General features: G+C 63.8%; 20 protein-coding genes. 5 read left to right on the forward strand and 15 right to left on the reverse strand.

Annotation, left to right across the window (positions count from 1 at the left end; genetic code table 11):
* Positions 1-12: 12 nt before the first annotated feature.
* A complete protein-coding gene (locus AYK65_RS01480) occupies positions 13-699 on the reverse strand; it encodes a glutathione S-transferase family protein (protein ID WP_046120040.1) in 687 nt (228 codons plus the stop codon).
* An 82-nt stretch (positions 700-781) separates the two neighbouring features.
* Between AYK65_RS01480 and AYK65_RS01485 the strand changes: the two genes are divergently transcribed.
* Positions 782-1,246: a MarR family winged helix-turn-helix transcriptional regulator gene (locus AYK65_RS01485; RefSeq protein WP_026613562.1), complete on the forward strand. Its 465-nt coding sequence runs from the start codon at positions 782-784 to the stop codon at positions 1,244-1,246.
* 407 nt (positions 1,247-1,653) lie between these two features.
* On the opposite strand, the gene ybaK is transcribed toward AYK65_RS01485, so the two are convergent.
* The 4 genes from ybaK to tatA form a co-directional block, all read right to left on the reverse strand.
* Positions 1,654-2,127, reverse strand: a complete 474-nt coding sequence (gene ybaK / locus AYK65_RS01495) for a Cys-tRNA(Pro) deacylase (RefSeq protein WP_026613561.1) — start codon at positions 2,125-2,127, stop codon at positions 1,654-1,656.
* A 3-nt stretch (positions 2,128-2,130) separates the two neighbouring features.
* Entirely contained in the window at positions 2,131-2,481 is a 351-nt protein-coding gene (locus tag AYK65_RS01500) for an ArsC family reductase (protein WP_046120038.1), read from the reverse strand.
* Positions 2,482-2,568: 87 nt separating this feature from the next.
* On the reverse strand, positions 2,569-3,222 hold the full coding sequence (locus AYK65_RS01505; RefSeq protein ID WP_046120037.1) for a YitT family protein: 654 nt from the start codon (positions 3,220-3,222) through the stop codon (positions 2,569-2,571).
* A 13-nt stretch (positions 3,223-3,235) separates the two neighbouring features.
* Entirely contained in the window at positions 3,236-4,405 is a 1,170-nt protein-coding gene (gene tatA / locus AYK65_RS01510; RefSeq protein ID WP_046120108.1) for a tyrosine aminotransferase, read from the reverse strand.
* A 212-nt stretch (positions 4,406-4,617) separates the two neighbouring features.
* Between tatA and AYK65_RS01515 the strand changes: the two genes are divergently transcribed.
* Positions 4,618-5,088, forward strand: a complete 471-nt coding sequence (locus AYK65_RS01515; RefSeq protein WP_046120036.1) for an Lrp/AsnC family transcriptional regulator — start codon at positions 4,618-4,620, stop codon at positions 5,086-5,088.
* Positions 5,089-5,130: 42 nt separating this feature from the next.
* Here the strand turns inward: AYK65_RS01515 and AYK65_RS01520 are convergent, their stop codons facing one another.
* Positions 5,131-6,192 carry a succinylglutamate desuccinylase/aspartoacylase family protein gene (locus AYK65_RS01520; protein WP_081157826.1) on the reverse strand — a complete coding sequence of 354 codons (1,062 nt, stop codon included), beginning with the start codon at positions 6,190-6,192 and terminating at the stop codon, positions 5,131-5,133.
* Between the two features lie 103 nt (positions 6,193-6,295).
* On the reverse strand, positions 6,296-6,862 hold the full coding sequence (locus AYK65_RS01525; RefSeq protein ID WP_139793103.1) for a 2'-5' RNA ligase family protein: 567 nt from the start codon (positions 6,860-6,862) through the stop codon (positions 6,296-6,298).
* A 308-nt stretch (positions 6,863-7,170) separates the two neighbouring features.
* Here AYK65_RS01525 and AYK65_RS01530 point away from each other — a divergent pair, with 308 nt between their 5' ends.
* Positions 7,171-7,665: a MarR family winged helix-turn-helix transcriptional regulator gene (locus AYK65_RS01530; RefSeq protein ID WP_081157827.1), complete on the forward strand. Its 495-nt coding sequence runs from the start codon at positions 7,171-7,173 to the stop codon at positions 7,663-7,665.
* Positions 7,658-8,356 (forward strand): GNAT family N-acetyltransferase, encoded by a 699-nt coding sequence (locus tag AYK65_RS01535; RefSeq protein ID WP_205625816.1) that lies wholly within the window; start codon positions 7,658-7,660, stop codon positions 8,354-8,356. The genes AYK65_RS01530 and AYK65_RS01535 overlap by 8 nt, the downstream gene beginning before the upstream one ends.
* Positions 8,357-8,505: 149 nt before the next feature.
* Here the strand turns inward: AYK65_RS01535 and AYK65_RS01540 are convergent, their stop codons facing one another.
* From AYK65_RS01540 to AYK65_RS01555, 4 genes are all read right to left on the reverse strand, one after another.
* Positions 8,506-9,393, reverse strand: coding sequence for an arginase family protein (locus tag AYK65_RS01540; RefSeq protein ID WP_081157828.1), 888 nt, complete (start codon positions 9,391-9,393; stop codon positions 8,506-8,508).
* Between the two features lie 63 nt (positions 9,394-9,456).
* Entirely contained in the window at positions 9,457-11,019 is a 1,563-nt protein-coding gene (gene guaA / locus AYK65_RS01545) for a glutamine-hydrolyzing GMP synthase (protein WP_081157829.1), read from the reverse strand.
* A 162-nt stretch (positions 11,020-11,181) separates the two neighbouring features.
* Positions 11,182-11,820 carry a 5'-methylthioadenosine/S-adenosylhomocysteine nucleosidase gene (locus AYK65_RS01550; protein WP_081157830.1) on the reverse strand — a complete coding sequence of 213 codons (639 nt, stop codon included), beginning with the start codon at positions 11,818-11,820 and terminating at the stop codon, positions 11,182-11,184.
* Positions 11,817-12,203 carry a PaaI family thioesterase gene (locus tag AYK65_RS01555; RefSeq protein WP_373414016.1) on the reverse strand — a complete coding sequence of 129 codons (387 nt, stop codon included), beginning with the start codon at positions 12,201-12,203 and terminating at the stop codon, positions 11,817-11,819. The genes AYK65_RS01550 and AYK65_RS01555 overlap by 4 nt, the downstream gene beginning before the upstream one ends.
* Before the next feature lie 242 nt (positions 12,204-12,445).
* Between AYK65_RS01555 and AYK65_RS01560 the strand changes: the two genes are divergently transcribed.
* Complete coding sequence (locus AYK65_RS01560) at positions 12,446-13,000, forward strand: GNAT family N-acetyltransferase (RefSeq protein WP_026613550.1); 555 nt, start codon at positions 12,446-12,448, stop codon at positions 12,998-13,000.
* 36 nt (positions 13,001-13,036) lie between these two features.
* On the opposite strand, the gene AYK65_RS01565 is transcribed toward AYK65_RS01560, so the two are convergent.
* The 4 genes from AYK65_RS01565 to AYK65_RS01580 form a co-directional block, all read right to left on the reverse strand.
* Positions 13,037-14,125, reverse strand: coding sequence for a DUF1513 domain-containing protein (locus AYK65_RS01565; RefSeq protein ID WP_046120030.1), 1,089 nt, complete (start codon positions 14,123-14,125; stop codon positions 13,037-13,039).
* Positions 14,126-14,211: 86 nt separating this feature from the next.
* Positions 14,212-15,201, reverse strand: a complete 990-nt coding sequence (locus tag AYK65_RS01570; protein ID WP_046120106.1) for a magnesium transporter CorA family protein — start codon at positions 15,199-15,201, stop codon at positions 14,212-14,214.
* 272 nt (positions 15,202-15,473) lie between these two features.
* Positions 15,474-16,601, reverse strand: coding sequence for an imelysin family protein (locus tag AYK65_RS01575; RefSeq protein WP_046120029.1), 1,128 nt, complete (start codon positions 16,599-16,601; stop codon positions 15,474-15,476).
* The gene (locus tag AYK65_RS01580) at positions 16,601-18,382 is read right to left on the reverse strand and encodes a di-heme oxidoreductase family protein (RefSeq protein ID WP_244559943.1); all 1,782 of its coding nucleotides are present in this window, start codon (positions 18,380-18,382) and stop codon (positions 16,601-16,603) included. Before AYK65_RS01580 ends, AYK65_RS01575 begins: the two co-directional genes overlap by 1 nt.
* Positions 18,383-18,392: the final 10 nt, after the last annotated feature.

An 18,392-nucleotide genomic window follows, 5' to 3' on the forward strand; every position in this document is an offset into this window, starting at 1 on the left:
ACAGAAGGCTCTTCAGGCCGCCGCCCTTTCCACCTTGAGCAGAGCCGCGTCGTGCTTCTTGAGGAACGCCATCAGCCGCTGAGGATAATCTTCGGTGACCGCGGCTCTCACGCTCGGCCGTTTGGCAAGCGCCTTGCGCCAGGCAGCGACACGTGGGCTGCCGTCGAATATGCCGCTGTCCGAGATCGCGTCGAACACGTCGAAATAGCGGAAGATCGGGGCGAAGACGGCGTCGACCAGGCTGAAGCCGGAACCCGCAAAAAACGGGCCGTCGCCGAGTTCTGCCTCGACTGTCGCGAACTTCGCCTCGAGCACGTTGCGCTTGCTTTCGAGCATCTCCGGATCCTGCGTCGTTTCGTAGACCCAAAGATCGGCGAGAATCGAGGAGCCGAATTCCATCCAGCCGCGATGGCGCGCCCGGGTCAGCGGATCGGCCGGGTGCAGCTTCGGTCCCGACTGCGTTTCCTCGAGATATTCACAAATGACGCTGCTTTCGAAAAGGATGGCTTCGCCCTGGTCTTGCGGAATACGCAAGAGCGGCACCTTGCCAAGCGGCGAGATATTCAAGAACCAGTCGGGTTTGTCGGCGAGGTCGATATAGACACGTTCGAAAGCCACGCCCTTTTCATGAAGCGCGATCGCGGCGCGCTGGACGTAAGGGCAGAGATGATGGCTGATCAGGGTCAGTGCCGCAGTCATGGGGTATCTCCGTTGTTCAATGTAGATGCAATTGCATATATATTGACTTGCCAAATCCGTCAAGATAGATGTAATTGCATATATGAGTGACCGAATGACGAAAGACATCGAGCCGACGGCGGCCGCGACGCGAGCATGGATTGGCTTGATGCGGGCACAGCAACGCACGCTTGCGGCCATCGAGAAGGATTTCAAGGCCGCGGGACTGCCGCCGCTTATCTGGTACGACGTGCTCTGGGAACTGGTGAAGGCCGAGGACGGCCGGTTGCGCCCCTTCGAGATCGAGGCGCGGACGCTGCTTGCGCAATATAATCTATCGCGTTTGATCGATCGGCTGGAAAAGGAGGGCCTCGTGCGTCGCGAGGTATTCGACGAGGACGCTCGCGGCTGCTGGGTGGTTGTCACCGAGGCGGGCCGCGCGATGCGGGAGCGCATGTGGGGGGCTTACGCGCCGTCAATCGCGCGCCATATCGGCGCAAAGCTCAGCGAAGCCGAGGCAAGCGAGCTTGCGGCGCTGCTTTCGCGGCTTAGCGGAGATGCGATGTAGCTCGCAAATACGAGAGAATATCGCCCGTCCAACAAGCGCGGGTTAAACCTCTGCTGGCAATGATGGAAGCGGCCATTCTTCAGTTAGGGTTCTGCTATGTCTAATTCCTCCGATTCCGACGATACTGCCGTTATTCGGCTCAGTTCCGACGAAGCTGTCGTTCTTTTCGAGCTGCTGTCTCGCTGGTGCGACGCGACGGTCACTCACACGCCAAACAGCGCATGCTTCGAAAGCACCGCAGAATGTGCCGTCCTCCATGGCCTTCTTGCTGAGCTTGAGCGTCAGTTGGTAACTCCGTTCAGAGATAACTACGGTCAGGCTGTAGAGGACGCGCGAGGCCGACTGGCGCCTCTGTGGGACCATTCGACGCTTAACGGCTGAAGGTCGGCAGGCGGACGTTGCGGGCGCTACGCGATCAAGGGTGCGGCAATCGCCTTCAGCGCGGCTTGCGCGTCCTTCGGCGCGAGCCGCACCTGCAGGCCGCGTTGCCCGCCATTGATGTAGACCAGCGGTTCGTCGAGCGCTGCCTCTTCGATTGCAGTCGGAACGAGCTTCCTCTGGCCGAAGGGGCTGATGCCGCCGACGTGATAGCCGGTCAACCGCTCGGCGTCGGCCGGCTTCATCATGCTCGCCGACTTGCCGCCGAAGGCGGCGGCGAGCTTCTTCATGCTGACTTCCCGGTCGGAGGGAACGATGCAGCAGACCGGCTTGCCGTCCACCTCCGCCATCAGCGTCTTCAGCACGCGGGACGGGTTTTCGCCGAGTGCCTCCGCCGCCTGTAGGCCGACGCGTTCCGCCCCGGGATCGTAATCGTAGCTGTGGACGGTGAAGGAGACGCCGGCCTTCGCCAGCGCCTGCGTCGCCCGGGTGGTCTTCGACATCGCCTACGCCTCGAATTCGGCTTCGTAGAGCTCCGGCATGAACCCGACGAGCAGCCTGCCTTCTCTCTCCAGCACCGGCCGCTTGATCATCGATGGCTGCTTGAGCATCAGCGCTATCGCCTTCTCCTCGGTCAGATCCTGCTTCTCCGCTTCGGCCAGGTTGCGGAAGGTCATGCCGGAGCGATTGAGCAGCGTTTCCCAGCCGAGTTCGGCGCACCAGCGCTCCAGCCGCGCGCGGTCGATGCCTTCAGCCTTGTAATCATGAAAATTATAGGCGGCGCCACGGCTGTCGAGCCAGCCGCGCGCCTTCTTCATCGTGTCGCAGTTCTTGATGCCGTAGATCGTGACCGTCATGCCGAATCGTCTTCCCGTCAGCTCGCGAAAATGCGGAGGCAGACATAGCCGGACGCCGTTCCGGAGAAAAGCCCGGAAGGCGGATCCTCAGGTTACGCCGGCGTAGCGGCCGGGCTTGTGATTGATCGCAAGCGTCATGTTGACGACGACGGCGCCGACGACCGAAAGCAAGAGGTTTGTCGGCGGCAGCACGAAGGAGGCCGTGGCGAGAATCGCGAGATCGACGGCAAGCTGGAAATAGCCGGCACGGATGCCGTATTTCTCCTGCAGGTAGATCGCCAGGATATTGATGCCGCCGAGACCGGTGCGATGCCGGAAAAGAATGAGCAGTCCCATTCCCATCAGCGCGCCGCCTACGATCGCCGCATAGAGCGGATCGATCCGCGCAAACTCCACCCATCCGGCCGTCAGGCGGGAGAAGAGCGAAACGAGACTGACGGCAAGAAAGGTGCGCAATGCAAAGGGCCAGCCGAGGCGCTTCATTGCCAGAAAATAGAAAGGCAGGTTGACGAGCAAGAAGACGAGCCAGAAGCCGGCGCCGGTCGCATATTGCAAGAGGAGAGCAAGGCCCGCCGTGCTGCCGGTGATGAGCATGGCCTTGCCGTAGATGACAACGCCGAGCGCCATGACCAGTGTGCCGGTGAGGATGGCGAGTGCGTCCTCGTAGAGCCTGTGCCGCTCCAGCGTCGCGGCGCTGGCGCTCCTCTCCTGATCGGCCTTCGTGCTCGCGATCCTGGTCATGGGCCGGCAAACCTCAGAGGCTGGTGAACTTGGCGACGACGTCGGCGACTTCCGCCGTCTTCAGCCCGGCGATATTGATGCGGCCGGAACCCGGCATGTAGATGCCATGTTCGGTCCTGAGCCGCATCACCTCCGCCTCGGTGAGCGGCAGCATGGAGAACATGCCCTCCTGATCGGCGATTGCCCCGAGGCTCTGCCAACGAGTCCGAAGCCCTTCCGCAAGCGTGTGGCGGATGCCGGTCATGCGCAGCCGCATCGCCTCCAGCTCTTCCGCCCAATCGCGCCTCAGCTCCGGGTCGGCAAGGATGGTGCGCACGACGGCGGCGCCATGGTCAGGCGGCATGGAATAGCTGGTGCGGGCGAGGCCCGCGAGATTGGAACGGACGGTATCCGCCGAAGAGGCCGAAGTGGTGAGCGCGAAGATCGCGCCAGTGCGCTCGCGATAAAGGCCGAAGGATTTGGAGCAGGAGACGGCGACGAGCGCCTCCGGCACGACGCCGATGAGATGTCTGAGGCCGGCGACGTCCTGATCGAGACCGCGGCCGAAGCCCTGATAGGCGAGGTCGACGAGCGGCAGCAGGCTTCGCTGCACCGCAAGCTGCGCGATCTCCATCCATTGCGCTTCGGTGAGCACGCCGCCGGTCGGATTATGGCAGCTCGCATGCAGGAGCACCGCATCACCCGGTGCTGCACCTTCCAGAGCAGTGACGACATTGTCGAAGGTTACCGACTGCGACGGAATATCGAAGAAGTCGTAGGTCGCGATATTGAGTCCGGCCGCCTTGAAGATCGGCGCGTGATTCGGCCAGCTCGGCAGCCCGAGCCAGATGCCCCGGCCGCCCATGCGGGCGATGAGGTCTGCCGCGAGCCGCAGCGCACCGGACCCGCCGGGCGTCTGCACGCCCGCAACATGGCTCCGCTCGACCGTATCGCCGGCAACCAGGCTCCAGAGATGGTCGAGGAAGACGAGGTCGCCCTCGGGACCGACATAGGCCTTGCTGTCCTGCGTTTCCAGGAGCCGCTTTTCCGCTGCCTTGACGGCCCGAAAGATCGGCGTGCGCCCGGTTTCGTCGCGGTAGACGCCGACGCCGAGGTCCACCTTGCCGGGGCGTTCGTCCTTTTGAAACAGGCCGATCAGGGCCAGCAACGGATCGTCGGGTTGGCGGGTGAGGGCGTCGAACATGCTGGAATTCCCTTTGGAGCTGAAGATCGAAAGATAGTCGTTTCCTGCCGGCGGAATGGCAAGCCGCATCAGCGGCTCACTTGCCTTCTCTGTAAAACGATCCAAGCGCAAATTCGATGGCATATTTGCCGGAATGCCGGTATTGAATTGAATGTTTTTGCGCTATTTTCCCGTAAGTCGAAACATGTTTGCTGATATCATCGAGAGTTCCTATGGAACGCGGACGCACGGAACTGGACGCGATCGACCGGCGGATCATAAGGCTGCTGATCGAGGACGCGTCGAGGAGCAACAACGAACTGGCGGAAAGGGTGGGCCTGTCGCCCGCGCCTCTGTCGCGGCGACTCTCTCGCCTCTATTCGGCCGGCGTGATCCGCCAGACGGTCGCCGTCGATCCGAAGGCGCTGGGGATCGGCTTCCAAGCCTTCGTAGAAGTGACGCTGGAGCGCACCGCCAGCAAGGTGGGGCAGCGCTTCATCGAGCTCGTCTCGCGCATGCCGGAAGTCGTTGAGTGCCACACGGTCGCCGGCGACTTCGATTTCCTGCTGAAGATCGCCGTCCGCGACGTCGCGGATTACAAGCGCCTGCTCTGGAGCGAGTTCGAGCAGATCGCCGAAATCAAGACGCTCCGCTCGACCATCCTTCTCGACAGCCCGAAAATGCAGGGCGGAGCGGCGCCGTAGGTCACCGCCAACGGCACGCCGGATAAGGGCCTATTGAAAGCATTACGCCTCCAGCGCGCCCGGCTTGCGCGCGGCTCGCGACGGCTCGGCGCAGGCGATCTTCATCAGGTCCGCCTGGCGGCGGGCGAAACGGCTGGAGACGCGGGTGACGATCAGCCCATCCTGCGGCGCTCTTACCTTGACTGTGCCGTCCGCCATGCCCGGTCTGGCGACGATCGTCGCCAGCAGGTCTCCCGCCTCGACGCTGTCGCCGATGTCGCGGTGGAACAGGATCGCGCCCGCCTCAGGCGCGCGGACCATCTCGATATTGTCGAGCGGTACGGCCCGACCGGTAAAGGCCGGAAGCTCGGAGCGGGCGCCCGCAACGACGCCGCGGCCGACAAGGAACCGGAAGAGGCCCTCAGCATCCTTGCCCGCCAGTTCCGGATAGACGTCGCGCGTGCCGCGCAATTCCACGGTCACCGACAGGCGGCCGGGCAGCGCAGTCCTCCGCTCGCCTTCGCTCTCGTGCTTCCATGCATAGCCAACCGCCTCCTCGAAAGCCGAGCTTTCTCCGTCGGAGAGGAATACGGCCTTCATGTCGAGCGCGGCCGCGAGGTCCGCCGCCTCCGGCCAGAAAGCCTCGTCGATATAGGCATATTGCAGCCCCTCGTCGTCACAATGGAGGTCGAGCGCCAGCTCGGCGCCAAGCGCCATGTAGAGGAGGTGCCGCTTCAGGCGATCGACCGCCGAATGCCGATCGAGGTCCTCAAGGAGGCCGGCGCGCTCGCCTAAGGTGATCAGCGGAAAATCGCGATTGAAATTGGTGCGCGAGCCGAGATCGAAGCGGCCCTGCAACTCGCCGAAATGCGATTGTGCCGAGCCGATGGGGTTGGCCTGCGGGACGATGGTGATGTCGCCGAGGATGGCGCCGTCCTGGTCCGCCCGGCGGAGCTTCTCGAGGAGGAAATGGAGAAGCGCCGTGCCGGGGAGCTCGTTGGCGTGAAGTGCCGCCTGGATATAAGTCCGGGGCGCCTCCGCGCTCGTTCCCTTGAACCGGAAGACCGGCAGCCGCCATTCGATGCCCGGCGTGTCGCCGGCGATGATGATTTCGGAAATGTCCACGGCCTTCCCCGCATTGCTTCTTTGGGATCGCTTATCGGTTTTCGGCTGCCTCTTCGCAAGGGCCAAGCGCTTGCGACCGGCATCGGCCGAACCTTTCTGGCCGTTAGAGCGAAAGCGACCACCGATTGATGATCGCGAATACCCCGCACCCTCTGCGCGTGTGGACAAGTGCAAAGTCGTGAACCGTCCATGCGATCGGCCTGGGCAGATCGACGCGCGGCGCTTCGCGATCGCCGTAATAAAGGGTCATATGCGGGATTGTTTCAGCCGAGAGATGCGGCAGCCCCGTGATCTGTCGGACCAACGCATTGAGACCAGTGACGACGCCGTTGCAGGTCAATACCCGGGGATGTCGGTTACCGTGGCCGACGCTGATGAGACGATCGAACCGCACTTGAAACGCGGCGGCCTTCACGCGTGAACCGAGGTCTGCAGCATATGTGCCGACTGCTTCCGAAAGCCCGCGGCCCTCGCGGATCTTGGCGAGGGACACATGCAGCCGGTGACGGTCGTAGATCTTTCCGGAAAGCCCATATTTCTGCTGATCCACGCGCGCCAGTTCCAGCGCCTCCACGGCGGCTTCTTCCTCCGGGAGAACAGCGAAATAGTATACGTCAACGGCACGTGGTGCAGGAGATCCTAAGTTCAAGGAAAGCTGGTACGACGCCATGCGATGCTCCTGGTTCCTGGCACGTCCAGCCGCTCTAAATGAAGAAGATGGGAAAGCAGCAAGGGCGCACCAAGGTGTGCTCTTCAAGAAAGTCGCAGGAGAGTATGCCGCATGGAGCAGCACATCCGCTGCTAGCCGGCCACCGGCCACACGCGCGATCCGGGTTAGTCGCTGGCGCGTAACCGCCCTGCCGGGATACTCGCGAAAACGGCAGAGGCGGCCAAGATAGCGGGTGGTGCCAAAAACCGTGGCATTGCCTCGATCGCATTACACGTTATATAACGTGCTATTACAATCGGGGTGGTTTGATGGAAGACGTGGTTCGTGAACTGGGTTATCTCTGCCTCGGCAGCCGATTGAAGCGGATCAGCGAGCGGCTCCAAGCCGATGTCAACCGCTTGAGCGAACGGGTCGGCCTCGACGTTCAGGCGGGTCAGTATCCGCTGCTCGCGGCTCTCGACCGCAATGGGCCTCTCACTGTGGGTGGTCTGGTCGGCGCGCTCGGCGTGAGCCAGCCGGGCGTCACGCGCAGCGTCCTGCGTCTGGTAGAGATGGGGCTTCTCGAAATCGAGCGGGGCGATGAGGACCGGAGGCAGAAGACAGTGGCGCTCACCGAGGCGGGCCGACGCGCGGTCGAAACATCGAAAGGGGAAGTCTGGCGCCACGTCGAGGCGGCAGTCGTCGAGCTCTGCGGCGATCTCTCGGGCTCCCTGCTCGACCAGTTGAACGCGATGGAGGACCGCTTGGGGCAAATGTCGCTCGACAGGCGCGCCCTCCGGCACAAGGAGCGTGGTGGTGGCTGAACATACTCTCGATCGTCCCGTATGGCATGCTCTTCTATCGAGGCAGGCGGCATTTGCGGTGGGCGGCGGAAGCGCGAAGCGCTTTTTGCCGGATGTCGGGATTTTCGCGGCAGCGCGCGACGACTCGGAGGAGGCTTTGCGCGCTTTGGGCGATCTCGTGCCGCCTGACGGCAGCGTCATCCTGCTTCAGCCCGGAGAAAGCCCGGTCCCGCCGGGTACGCGGGTCGACAAGATTGCGATGGGCGTCCAGATGGTCGCGGAAGGAGTCGCGCCTTCCGAGCCGATGGCTCCTGTCGAACGCCTGGCCGAGGCGGACGCACCAGCAATGCTGGAGCTTGCGACGCTGACACAGCCCGGCCCCTTCTTCGCCAACACCCACCGGCTCGGCGCGTTCTGGGGCATCAAGGCCAATGGACGGCTCGTCGCCATGGCCGGCGAGCGGATGAAACTGAACGGCTATACGGAAGTGAGCGGCGTCTGCACTCATCCGGATTTCCGTGGTCGCGGCTATGCGGCGATGCTTTCTCGGGTCGTCGCAGGCGAGATCTTGAAACGCGGGGAAACGCCGTTCCTGCACGCCTATGCGACCAATACGCCGGCGATCAATCTCTATAGGGCGTTGGGGTTTGTTCTCCGTTCGCCGATGGTCGTAACTGTGCTCGCCCGCTGCACGGGCGGACCGCAGGCGTGAGGTCGAGGCGACCGGATTGACGCCGCCGCGTATCCGCTAGATCACGATGATTTTAAGTTGGGCCGACCTAAAATGATGAACGTGATCGATTCTAAGAAGTCAGCGCGGGATGCGGGCGGAAAACCGCGCACACTTTTCCTCATCCCGCGCTAAACGGCCGCGCGGGCTCCCGCCAGCACCTCGACCAGGCCGCGTCCGGCGCTGCCGTCCTCGTCGAGGCTCGGATTGTAGATGGTGACTTCGAGGCCGACCGCTCTTTCACTCGTCAGAATGATTTCGAGCGCCGTCATCAGCTCATCCCAGGAGAGTCCGTCCGGAACGCGGAAATCGACCGCCGGCATGACGGCGTCGTCGAGACAATCGGCGTCGAGGTGAATGAAGAAGCCATCCAAGCCAGGCCGCGTCAGATGGTCGAGCGCGGCACTAGCCGCCCTGTCGATGCCGTGGCGGCGGATGTAATGGAGATCATAGGCGCGGAGCTCCGGCGGTAAGGGTTGGCTGCCGAATTCAGCCTGGTCCTCGTGGTCGCGAAAGGCGAAGGCAACGGCATCCTCCGGCCGAACCAAAGGCCCGCGGCCCTCGAGATCGGTCAGCAGTGCCGGCCCGTAGCCGGTCACGAGAGCCAGATCCATGGACGCGCCTTCGCCGTTAGGCTCCGCCTCCGGCTGGAAAAAGTCGGCATGGCCGTCGATGAAGAACAGGCCATAGCGCCCGCGCCGCCGCAAGGCGAGCATCGGGCCCAGCAGGATCGTGCAATCGCCGCCCAAGACGACCGGAAACTCGCCGGCATCCAGTATCGCCTCGACGGCGTCGGCGAGCCTCGGCGACCATGCCGCGATCGTTTTGGCGTTCAGGATCAGAGTTTCCGGGTCAGGTGTTGCATCCTTCGGCGGAACGGCGAGTCGCCCGGCGTGACGCGCCCCGATCCGCTCCGCGAGACCGAGCTCCAGGAGCCGAGCGGGCAAGCCCTCCACGCCGTCGGTCGACAGACCAAGTGCTGAAGGGGCTTCAAGGATGGCATAGCGGCGCTTTGGCATTGCAACCTCCGGCTGATGCGGGCTCGAACCGATACAACGCCGGAAGGTTCCTCAGCTATGCGCTCATTCCCACTCGATGGTGCCTGGCGGCTTCGAGGTGACGTCGTAGACGACGCGGTTGATGCCGCGGACCTCGTTGATGATGCGGGTCGCCGTGCGGCCCAGGAATTCCATGTCGTAATGGTAGAAGTCGGCGGTCATGCCGTCGACCGAGGTGACGGCTCGCAGCGCGCAGACATATTCATAGGTGCGCCCGTCGCCCATGACGCCGACCGTCTGCACCGGCAGAAGCACGGCGAAGGCCTGCCAGATGGCGTCGTAGAGCCCCGCCTTGCGGATCTCGTCGAGATAGATCGCGTCCGCCTCCCGGAGGATTTCGAGCTTCTCGCGGGTAATGCTGCCGGGGCAGCGGATCGCAAGGCCCGGGCCGGGGAAGGGATGGCGGCCGATGAAGCTCTCGGGCAGGCCGAGCTCGCGGCCGAGCACGCGCACCTCGTCCTTGAAGAGTTCGCGCAGCGGCTCGACGAGCTGCATGTTCATGCGCTCCGGCAGGCCGCCGACATTGTGGTGCGACTTGATCGTCACCGACGGGCCGCCGGTGAAGGAGACGCTTTCGATGACGTCCGGGTAGAGCGTGCCCTGCGCGAGGAAATCGGCGCCGCCGAGCTTCTTCGCCTCTTCCTCGAAGACCTCGATGAAGAGACGTCCGATGATCTTGCGCTTGGTTTCGGGATCGCTGACGCCCTCGAGCTCGCCGATGAACCGGTCGGAGGCGTCGATGTGCAGCAGGTTGAGGTTGTAATGCTCATGGAACATGGCGACGACGTTCGCCGCCTCGTTCTTGCGCATCAGCCCGTGGTCGACCAGGATGCAGGTGAGTTGGTCGCCGACCGCCTCATGGATAAGGAGGGCCGCGACGGAGGAATCGACGCCGCCCGAAAGCGCGCAGATCACCTTCTTGTCTCCGACCTGCTCGCGGATCGCCTCGACCGCCTTGGCGCGATAGGCCGACATCGTCCAGTCGCCTTTGATGCCGGCGATCTTGTGCACGAAATTGGCGATCAGCTTGGCGCCGTCCGGCGTGTGGACCACTTCCGGGTGGAACTGCACCGCGTAATATTTGCGCTTCTCGTCGGCGATGAAGGCAAAGGGGGCGTTCGGTGAGGTAGCGACCACTTCGAAGCCCTGAGGCAGCGCCGTCACGCGGTCGCCATGCGACATCCAGACCTGATGGCGCGAGCCGAGCGACCAGACACCTTCGAAAAGCTCACATTCCTTCTCGACTTCCAGGAAGGCCCGGCCGAATTCGCGGTGATGGCCGCTCTCGACCTTGCCGCCGAGCTGGGCGCACATGGTCTGCTGGCCGTAGCAGATGCCGAAGACCGGCAGGCCGCTTTCGAAGATGACCGAGGGGGCGCGGGGCGAACCGATATCAAGCGTCGAGGCGGGGCTGCCGGACAGGATCACCGCCTTCGGGTTGAGCCGCTTGAAGCCTTCCTCGGCTGACTGGAACGGCACGATCTCGCAATAGACGCCGGCTTCGCGCACGCGCCGGGCGATGAGCTGCGTCACCTGGCTGCCGAAATCGACGATGAGGACGGTGTCGGGGTGGGCTGTCTGGGTCATAGCGGGCCTTCAAGCAAGCTTGATCATGGCGAGCCTTTAATGAAAGCCCGCTCTTGGCGCAACGATAACATTGCATCCCGACAATTTAGCGCCTGCTCCTACAGCGCCGCGTCTTATCGGACGCGCGAAGGTCGCTGCAGCAATTGGCTTGCGGCAGAAGCGTCAGAGCCGGATCTCGCCGTTTTCGAGCGCTTCTTCCAGCCGGTCGATTACGGCGGCGAGCTTTTCGTCGATGACGTGCAGATATGCCGTCCAGTCGTCGACATGCCTCAGCTCCGCCTTGCCGTCGGAGATGCCGCGCAGCCCGATGAGCGGCACGCCGAAGGCCTGGCAGGCGCGCAAAACCGCGAAGGTCTCCATCTCGACCATGTCGGCATCGATCGCATCGTAGGCTTTTCCGGAGACGATGTTGGCCCCGGTCGAAAGCCGCGCTTCCTTGACGCCCGGGATGCGCAAGGGCAGCTTTACGACGGCGGGCAGGTCGAGGAAGGGTGTCGCACCCTTCTCGAAGCCGAGCGGCGACGCGTCCATGTCGCGATATCCGACGGAGGTGGCCTGATAGACCTCCGTCTGCTCTAGCGTCGCGGAGCCGGCGGAGCCGAGCGAGACGACGAGATCCGGCAGGCTGGCACCGGCGCGGAGTTCGGCAAGGACCCTCGTGAGACCCACCGCGGCTTCGACAGGTCCGACGCCGGTCATCAGGGGTGTGATGCGGGCGCGCAGGCACGGTCCGTATTCCGGGTCGACCGCCATGACATAGAGGATCTTCTTGCCCGCCACCGATTTCAGTTCGAAACTCATCCCTCGATCCCTTCGCGTCCGCGCACCACCATCATCGTTCCAGTCATCGAGGCGATGAGTTTGGCCGGGCCGTCGGATCTCACCGCATAGGCGCGACCATCCGAAACGATGATCGTCGTCCCGGGTTTCGTCACTTCACCGCGGAAGAGGAAGCGCTCGCCGCGCCCAGGCGACAAGAGGTTCACCTTGAACTCGATCGTCAGCAGCGATGCGTCGGAGTCGATCACTGAATAGGCCGCGTAGGTGCCGGCCGCATCGAGCGCGGCGGAGATGATGCCGGCATGGAGCAAGCCGTGCTGCTGCGTCAGCTTGATGTCGAACGGCAGCTCGATCTCGACCGTTCCCTGTTCGACGCGCGTGAGTTCCGCGCCGATCGTGCGCATGGCGGCCTGTCGGCTGAAGCTCTGCCGGACGCGGGCGCGGAAATCGTACGGCTCGCTGTCTTCTATCACTCAAAGGATCCTTGCGAAGGCGGGGCCGATCGCCCCGCGACGGGCCGACAGTTGCATGCGTCGCGAAAGAGGACAAGCGCAATCATGAGGTCGCCCCAGCGCTTCATCGCGGCGGGTGGAATCTATGTCTTCCGGGCTTTCGCGAGCGAGGACGCATCCATATATCATCATCAATGAAGAACATCAGACGCATAGAGATCCGCCTGGCGGTACCGGACGATCTCATGATGATCGCTTCGGTTCTGGTGCGGACCTGGCGAGCGACCTTTCGCGGCATCATTTCCGACGCCTATCTCGACGCGATGACCGTCGAAGATCAGGCGATCGGGCATGCGCGGCGTATGCGTTTCCCAGGGACTTTTCTCATGGTCGCCGTCGACATGGCGGAAAAGCGCGTGATCGGCTTTGCCAATTACGGCCGGGCAAGGGGGATGCCGCCCGCCTTCGACCGGGAGCTCTATGAGCTTTACCTCCTGCCGGAGTTCCATGGTGCAGGCATCGGCTCGGCGCTCGTGCGTGCGGTTGCCGGCCATTGCCGCGAGATGGGGGGGTCGTCGCTCTTTGCCTGGGTATTGGCCGACAATCCGAACAGGGTGTTCTACGAACGCATGGGCGCGCGCGCCGTCGGCCAGGGGCGAGTGAGCGTCGGCAGCGAACGCCTGGATCAGGTCGCCTATCGCTGGGACGACCTTGGGGCACTCTCGGGCTTCGGGGATATCTCGGCCTGATTCGACCTTCGGAGTGAACTCCTCCGTCATGTAGCCTTATCCCGCGCTAAGCCGCACGATATGCTGGTCCCAGGCGACGGGGCTGCGGTGCTGCTTGAAATAGCCGTCATAGGAGGAAACCGCAAAACCGTGTTCCGCCGCTGCGACACCGGCCGCTTCCACAATCCGTTCCTCCTTCAGCACCCGTCCCGTTCTGGCATCGAGCGTGACGGCGATATTGCCCTTCGGCGAGGTGAGCCCGACAAGCTCTTCGTGGCGATTGACGGCGATAGCGCCGACATAGTTGGCAAGCGCTAGCGTTGTGCGTTCGGGCAGAGCGACAAAGGCCAGCGCCTCGCCCTTGGCGAAATGACCGACGAGCGGCGGCAGGTCGTCGCGCGCGCCCTCGTACTGGCAGCCGAACCAGATCCTGCCGTCGGCCCCGATATCGACGTGGCGGGTCGAAAGCTGCCTGAGGTCCGGCGGCAGCGCGTGTTTCTCGATGAGCGCGCCCGTCGCGGTGTCGACGAGGGTGAGGCTCGGCTCCATGTGGTCGAGATTGAGCTTGGCGCGGCCGAAGTCGGGATGCGTCTCGATGCCGCCATTAGCGATTGCGAGCGTGCTCCCGTCCGCACTCAGCGTCATGTCGTGCGGCCCGATGCCGTAGGTCGGGAATTCGCCGATGCGGGCAAAGTCTTGGCCGCCATCATAGATACCGACCATGCCGCGGTTGGCGGCAAAATCGTTCTCCGTGGCGTAAAGCAGCCGGCCATCGGCGGAGAAGCAGCCGTGGCCGAAGAAGTGGCGGCCTTCGGCGGCAGTGATGATGACCGGCTTAGCGGTGCCGTCGCATGCGAAAATCATCGCATAGGTGCCCGGCCGGCGGGCAAAGGCGACCGCGCGGTGGCTCACCGGCGAAAAGGCCATGCCGTGCGCGCGCGCCGGCAGGAGCGTGCGATCGACGATCTCGCCTTCCTCCGTCAGCGTCGCAACGCCGTAGCTGCCGTCCGGCGCCATGAACGCGGAGGCGAAGACCGCGTCGGTCCTTTCGAGCGCGAAGGCGCCGCGGGATCCGAGCGCCGCCACCCAGGCGGCGCCGGCCATTTTGACGAAGCTGCGTCGGTCGATGAGGTTTTTGGCGTTCATGCGCTTTCCGTGGCAGACGTCGGCGGAGTCGAGGCATAGGCAAAGACCCGCCCAACCCTCCCCTTGCGAGGAGGGTCTTGCCATGGCTACAGCCAACCTCGGCGCTTGAAATAGAGATACGGCAACAGCGCCGAAATCACCATCGCCGCAAGCCCGAAAGGATAGCCGAGCTTCCAATGCAGCTCGGGCATCGCCTCGAAGTTCATGCCGTAGATCGAGGCGACCAGCGTCGGCGGCAGGAACACGACGGCGGCGACCGAGAAGATCTTGATGATCTGGTTCTGCTCGAGATTGATGAGGCCGAGCGTCGCGTCGAGCAGGAAATTGATCTTGTTCGACAGGAAGAGGGCGTGGTCGCCGAGCGAGGCCGCGTCGCGCTGGATCAGCTTGACCCGCTGCCGGCTCTCCTTGGCCGCTTTGCGAGGAGTGCTGCCCTCGATGGCGACGTGATAGGCGACGAGCCTGCCGATGCTGACGAGGCTTTCGCGGATGACCGTCAACAGGTCGCCCTTCTGGCCGATCTGTTCGATCAGCGATTGCAGGTCACGCGTCTTCTTCGTCGCGCTCGCATTCGACTTGCGGAAGACCTCGCGCGAGATTGCGTCGATGTCGCTGCCTGCGCGCTCGAGTGCATCGGCCGTGCGGTCGATCATCGCCTCGAGCAGACCGAGCATCACCAGTTCGCCGGTTTCGCAGACCGCCCCGTTCGGCTTCTGGATCCGGTTTGCGTAGATCTGGAACGGTTTGGGGTCCGCGTGGCGCACCGTGACGAGTGTCGTTCCCTTGAGGATGAAGGTCACGGGCACCTTGACCGGATAGTCGCTGTCGAGCTTGGCGGTCGCCGTCATCGTCATGAACTCGGCGCCGTCCTCCTGATACAGGCGGTCGGAAAGCTCGATCTCCTGCATCTCGTCGCGCGTCGGGATCTCGATGCCGAGGCGATCCTCGACAAGGCGCGTTTCTTCGCTTGAGGGATTGAAGAGATCGAACCAGATCATTGGTTCCTGGGACGCCAGGCCGTCGAGGAGATCGACGAGCACGAGGCGGCTGTTCTGGCTTTTGTAGATGCGCAGCATTTTGGGCTCCATGGGGGCCGAGTCATCCGACCGCTGGAGCCCTGATCAATCAGGTCCGCACGGTCGTGAGCATGAAGGCTCGACTTCGACTGTCGGGGTTCATCTTCAGTTGATCCTTGTTGCTGAAACATGCCCGCGCGAGCGGACATGGAATGGGCTTTGCTCTCAAATGCCTGCCTTGTCAACCGCCGGCTCCCGCAGCCGTTTCACGTTAGATTGATTTTGGAGCGGGATGCGGGCGGGAAATACTTTCCTTCTCCCGCTGCAGCGCGTCAGTCTCCGTCGGCGAAGGAAAAACCGGCGCCGAGCCCAATCGCGCCGCCGAAGTCGCGGTTGAGCCGGTCGGTGAGGTCGGCGGTGTTGAGCGCGATGAAGTCGAGCGTGCTGCGCTGTCTTTCGTCGGCGAGCGCCGCGTCGATCGGTCCGTTGATCCGGTCGGCAGCATTGATCAGCGCCTTGAAGAGGAAATTGATCGACCCGGCAATCGAGCGGCTGTCGGCCGGAAGCAGGCTTTCCATGCCCGCCGTGTCGAAGAGCTTCTGCAGGGCGCGGAAATTCGTGGAGACGGAGGGCATGGTATTGACCGACCGCCAATAGATCGCAAGCCTCGGATGGCCCGGATCCCGCTTTCCATCGACTGCTCCGGCGTAGAAGGGGCGCAACCGCTGATCCTTCACCATTTCGACGCCATGGACGAGCACGCCCAGCAATTCGGTGGCGGCCTCCTTGTTGTCGCGGAAGAGCGGATTGCCGGGACCCGGCTGCTTCCATGCAGCCTGAATGCCGTCCGGCTTGTCCCATTCGGCAAGCAGCTCGCCGGCGATCGTGTCGAGATTCTCCGATATCGCAAGGCCGTAGCGGCAGCGAAAGTCGCCCTGCTTGCCGGAGAGCGTCTCCGCCCCGGTGCCGTAGAGCGCGTATTCGAGCGCGCCGAGCCCCTGGACCGCGACGCTTTTCGCCTTCAGCGTCTCCGCCTGTGTGGCGCTCTCGTCGCCCTTGGCAAGAATGGCCTGCACCTGTTTAAGGCCGGTGCTCTTGCGGTCCGGATAGAAGAGGAAGCGTTCGAAACGGTTCTGCTCGAGCGCGGGGCCGAGGCGGATGATCTCGATCGCAGACCAGCTTTGGACGACGCCGGAGAAGGCCGAACGCGCAGCTTCGAGGCTAGCGGCCGACGGCGCCTTGCAAAGTGCGGCCGTCGCTTCCGAAAGCGCCTTCGTCGTCTCGGCGAGGTTGCGGTAGCCGGGCAGGATGAAACCGTCCACCGCCTTCGCCATGACACCCGGCACTGCCGCCTCGTCGACGACGCGCGGCAAGAGTGCGCCGCCCTCCTGTGCCGGCGCCGGCGCAGCGACGGCGACAAACAACAGGAGGCCAAGAGCGAGCGGAAGAGCGAGGCGCATCAGAGGGACTCCAGAAATCTGATCAGGGCTTTGCGGTCGTCCTTAAGCATCGCGGCGAAGGCGTTGCGGGCCTTTTCAGCTTCGCCGCCGTGCCAAAGGATGGCCTCGGCCAGATTGCGGGCGCGCCCGTCATGGAGCAGGAAGCTGTGGCCGCTGACGGTCCTTGTCAAGCCGATCCCCCAGAGCGGCGGCGTGCGCCATTCGCGCCCGGTGGCAACGCCGACCTGTTGGCCGTCGGCGAGGCCTTCGCCCATGTCGTGCAGGAGGAAATCCGAATAGGGCCAGATGAGCTGGAACGCCTGCTCCTTGTGCGGCGCGTCGCGGCGGGTCACGAATTTCGGCGTGTGGCAGGCGGCGCAGCCCGCTTCATAGAAAAGCCGCTTGCCCTTCAGGGTCTCCGGGAAACTCGCCCGACGCCGGACGGGGACGGCGAGGTTCGAGGAGTAGAATGCCACGAGATCGAGCACCGGCGCGGGGGCTTCGACGGCCCCGAGCCGCGGTTGTACGCCGGTCGGCAGCTTGAGACAGTCTTGCTGCGCGGCCGTGCAATCGCCGTGACTCAGGTCAAGGTCGGGCGTGGAAAGGCCGAGGTCGATGGCAAAGGCGTCGGCGGTCTGTTGGCGGACGGTGGGGTTCTGCGCCTTCCAGCCGAAGCGGCCGAGCGTAACGCCGCCTGTCTTGCGCTCGCGCACCAGTGCCGGCCGGCCGCTGATGCCGTCACCATCGCGGTCGTCCGGATCGGCGCGCGCCAAGATGTCGGCCTCATGGATGGCTTCGATCAGGCCCATGCCGATCATAGGTGAGGCGACCCGCGGCGACAGTGTCGTCGTCGGGTCCATCGCGCCGTAACCGAGGTCGCCGACCGAATATTGCGGTTTCCTGAGCGAAATCGTCTCGCCACCGGCGAGCGTCACCGGCTCTTCCGTGTAGGCGATCCTGACGCGGCCTTCGGCGGCAAGCCCCGGCACGGCGCTGTCCTGAAGCTGCGCGCCATAAACCGGATCGGAAAAATTGAGCGCCTCATATGAGGCGATCACCCGGCGCTCGGCATCGTCGCGCGGGGCGCGGGCAAGGCGGTAGAACATCGAGGTCGCGTCGGTAGCGCCTTCCGGCGGGCGGCCCCGCCCGTCGCGCGGATGACAGCTCTCGCAAGCCCGTGCGTTGTAGAGTGGCCCCAGCCCGTCGGAGGCTAGCGTCGAGGAGGGGGAGGAAACCCAGAGCTTCTCGAAGAGCGCCTTGCCGAGCTTGAAGTTCTGCTCGTCCTCGAAGGGGAGATTGGCAGAAAACTGCGAAAAGGCCTTCCGGTCGGGGGCCGCGAGCGTCGTGGTAGCACCGCCGGGGAGCGCCTCGAACTGTTCGGCTTTGGAGAAGTTGGTCGCCGGTCGCGTCACCGTCAGGACGCGCTCGAGATCCTGTTCGGAAAGGTCGTCACGTTCACACCCCCCTCTGCCCTGCCGGGCATCTCCCCCACAAGGGGGAAGATCGGCAACCCGCGATGTTCCGCTGAACCAATTACGCTGCTCGCCTGAATTCGCCTTCGGCATTTGCGAGATCACTATCGGGCAGGGCTTTGCTTCTGGCTGATCTCCCCCCTTGTGGGGGAGATGCCCGGCAGGGCAGAGGGGGGTATCAACACCCGCTTTCCGGATTTTCGCCGTTGCAAGCTGATCGGCCTCCGCTCTGGCCGCAAGGCCGGCATCCTCGCCTATCGCCACGACCGTGGAGGCGAGGCCGATAAACGCGGCGAGCGGCAGCGCGAGGGGACGGGCGGTCACGTTCATCGGAGGGGTC

The organism is Ensifer aridi (assembly GCF_002078505.1).
Classification (GTDB): Bacteria; Pseudomonadota; Alphaproteobacteria; order Rhizobiales; family Rhizobiaceae; genus Sinorhizobium; species Sinorhizobium aridi.

Bases quoted from the DNA above. Each gene is read 5' to 3' on its own strand.
- AYK65_RS01480 (WP_046120040.1), bottom strand. From the start codon at position 699: ATGACTGCGGCACTGACCCTGATCAGCCATCATCTCTGCCCTTACGTC.
- AYK65_RS01485 (WP_026613562.1), top strand. From the start codon at position 782: ATGAGTGACCGAATGACGAAAGACATCGAGCCGACGGCGGCCGCGACG.
- ybaK (WP_026613561.1), bottom strand. From the start codon at position 2,127: ATGTCGAAGACCACCCGGGCGACGCAGGCGCTGGCGAAGGCCGGCGTC.
- AYK65_RS01500 (WP_046120038.1), bottom strand. From the start codon at position 2,481: ATGACGGTCACGATCTACGGCATCAAGAACTGCGACACGATGAAGAAG.
- AYK65_RS01505 (WP_046120037.1), bottom strand. From the start codon at position 3,222: ATGACCAGGATCGCGAGCACGAAGGCCGATCAGGAGAGGAGCGCCAGC.
- tatA (WP_046120108.1), bottom strand. From the start codon at position 4,405: ATGTTCGACGCCCTCACCCGCCAACCCGACGATCCGTTGCTGGCCCTG.
- AYK65_RS01515 (WP_046120036.1), top strand. From the start codon at position 4,618: ATGGAACGCGGACGCACGGAACTGGACGCGATCGACCGGCGGATCATA.
- AYK65_RS01525 (WP_139793103.1), bottom strand. From the start codon at position 6,862: ATGGCGTCGTACCAGCTTTCCTTGAACTTAGGATCTCCTGCACCACGT.
- AYK65_RS01530 (WP_081157827.1), top strand. From the start codon at position 7,171: ATGGAAGACGTGGTTCGTGAACTGGGTTATCTCTGCCTCGGCAGCCGA.
- AYK65_RS01540 (WP_081157828.1), bottom strand. From the start codon at position 9,393: ATGCCAAAGCGCCGCTATGCCATCCTTGAAGCCCCTTCAGCACTTGGT.
- guaA (WP_081157829.1), bottom strand. From the start codon at position 11,019: ATGACCCAGACAGCCCACCCCGACACCGTCCTCATCGTCGATTTCGGC.
- AYK65_RS01550 (WP_081157830.1), bottom strand. From the start codon at position 11,820: ATGAGTTTCGAACTGAAATCGGTGGCGGGCAAGAAGATCCTCTATGTC.
- AYK65_RS01555 (WP_373414016.1), bottom strand. From the start codon at position 12,203: ATGCGCACGATCGGCGCGGAACTCACGCGCGTCGAACAGGGAACGGTC.
- AYK65_RS01560 (WP_026613550.1), top strand. From the start codon at position 12,446: ATGAAGAACATCAGACGCATAGAGATCCGCCTGGCGGTACCGGACGAT.
- AYK65_RS01565 (WP_046120030.1), bottom strand. From the start codon at position 14,125: ATGAACGCCAAAAACCTCATCGACCGACGCAGCTTCGTCAAAATGGCC.
- AYK65_RS01570 (WP_046120106.1), bottom strand. From the start codon at position 15,201: ATGCTGCGCATCTACAAAAGCCAGAACAGCCGCCTCGTGCTCGTCGAT.
- AYK65_RS01575 (WP_046120029.1), bottom strand. From the start codon at position 16,601: ATGCGCCTCGCTCTTCCGCTCGCTCTTGGCCTCCTGTTGTTTGTCGCC.
- AYK65_RS01580 (WP_244559943.1), bottom strand. From the start codon at position 18,382: ATGAACGTGACCGCCCGTCCCCTCGCGCTGCCGCTCGCCGCGTTTATC.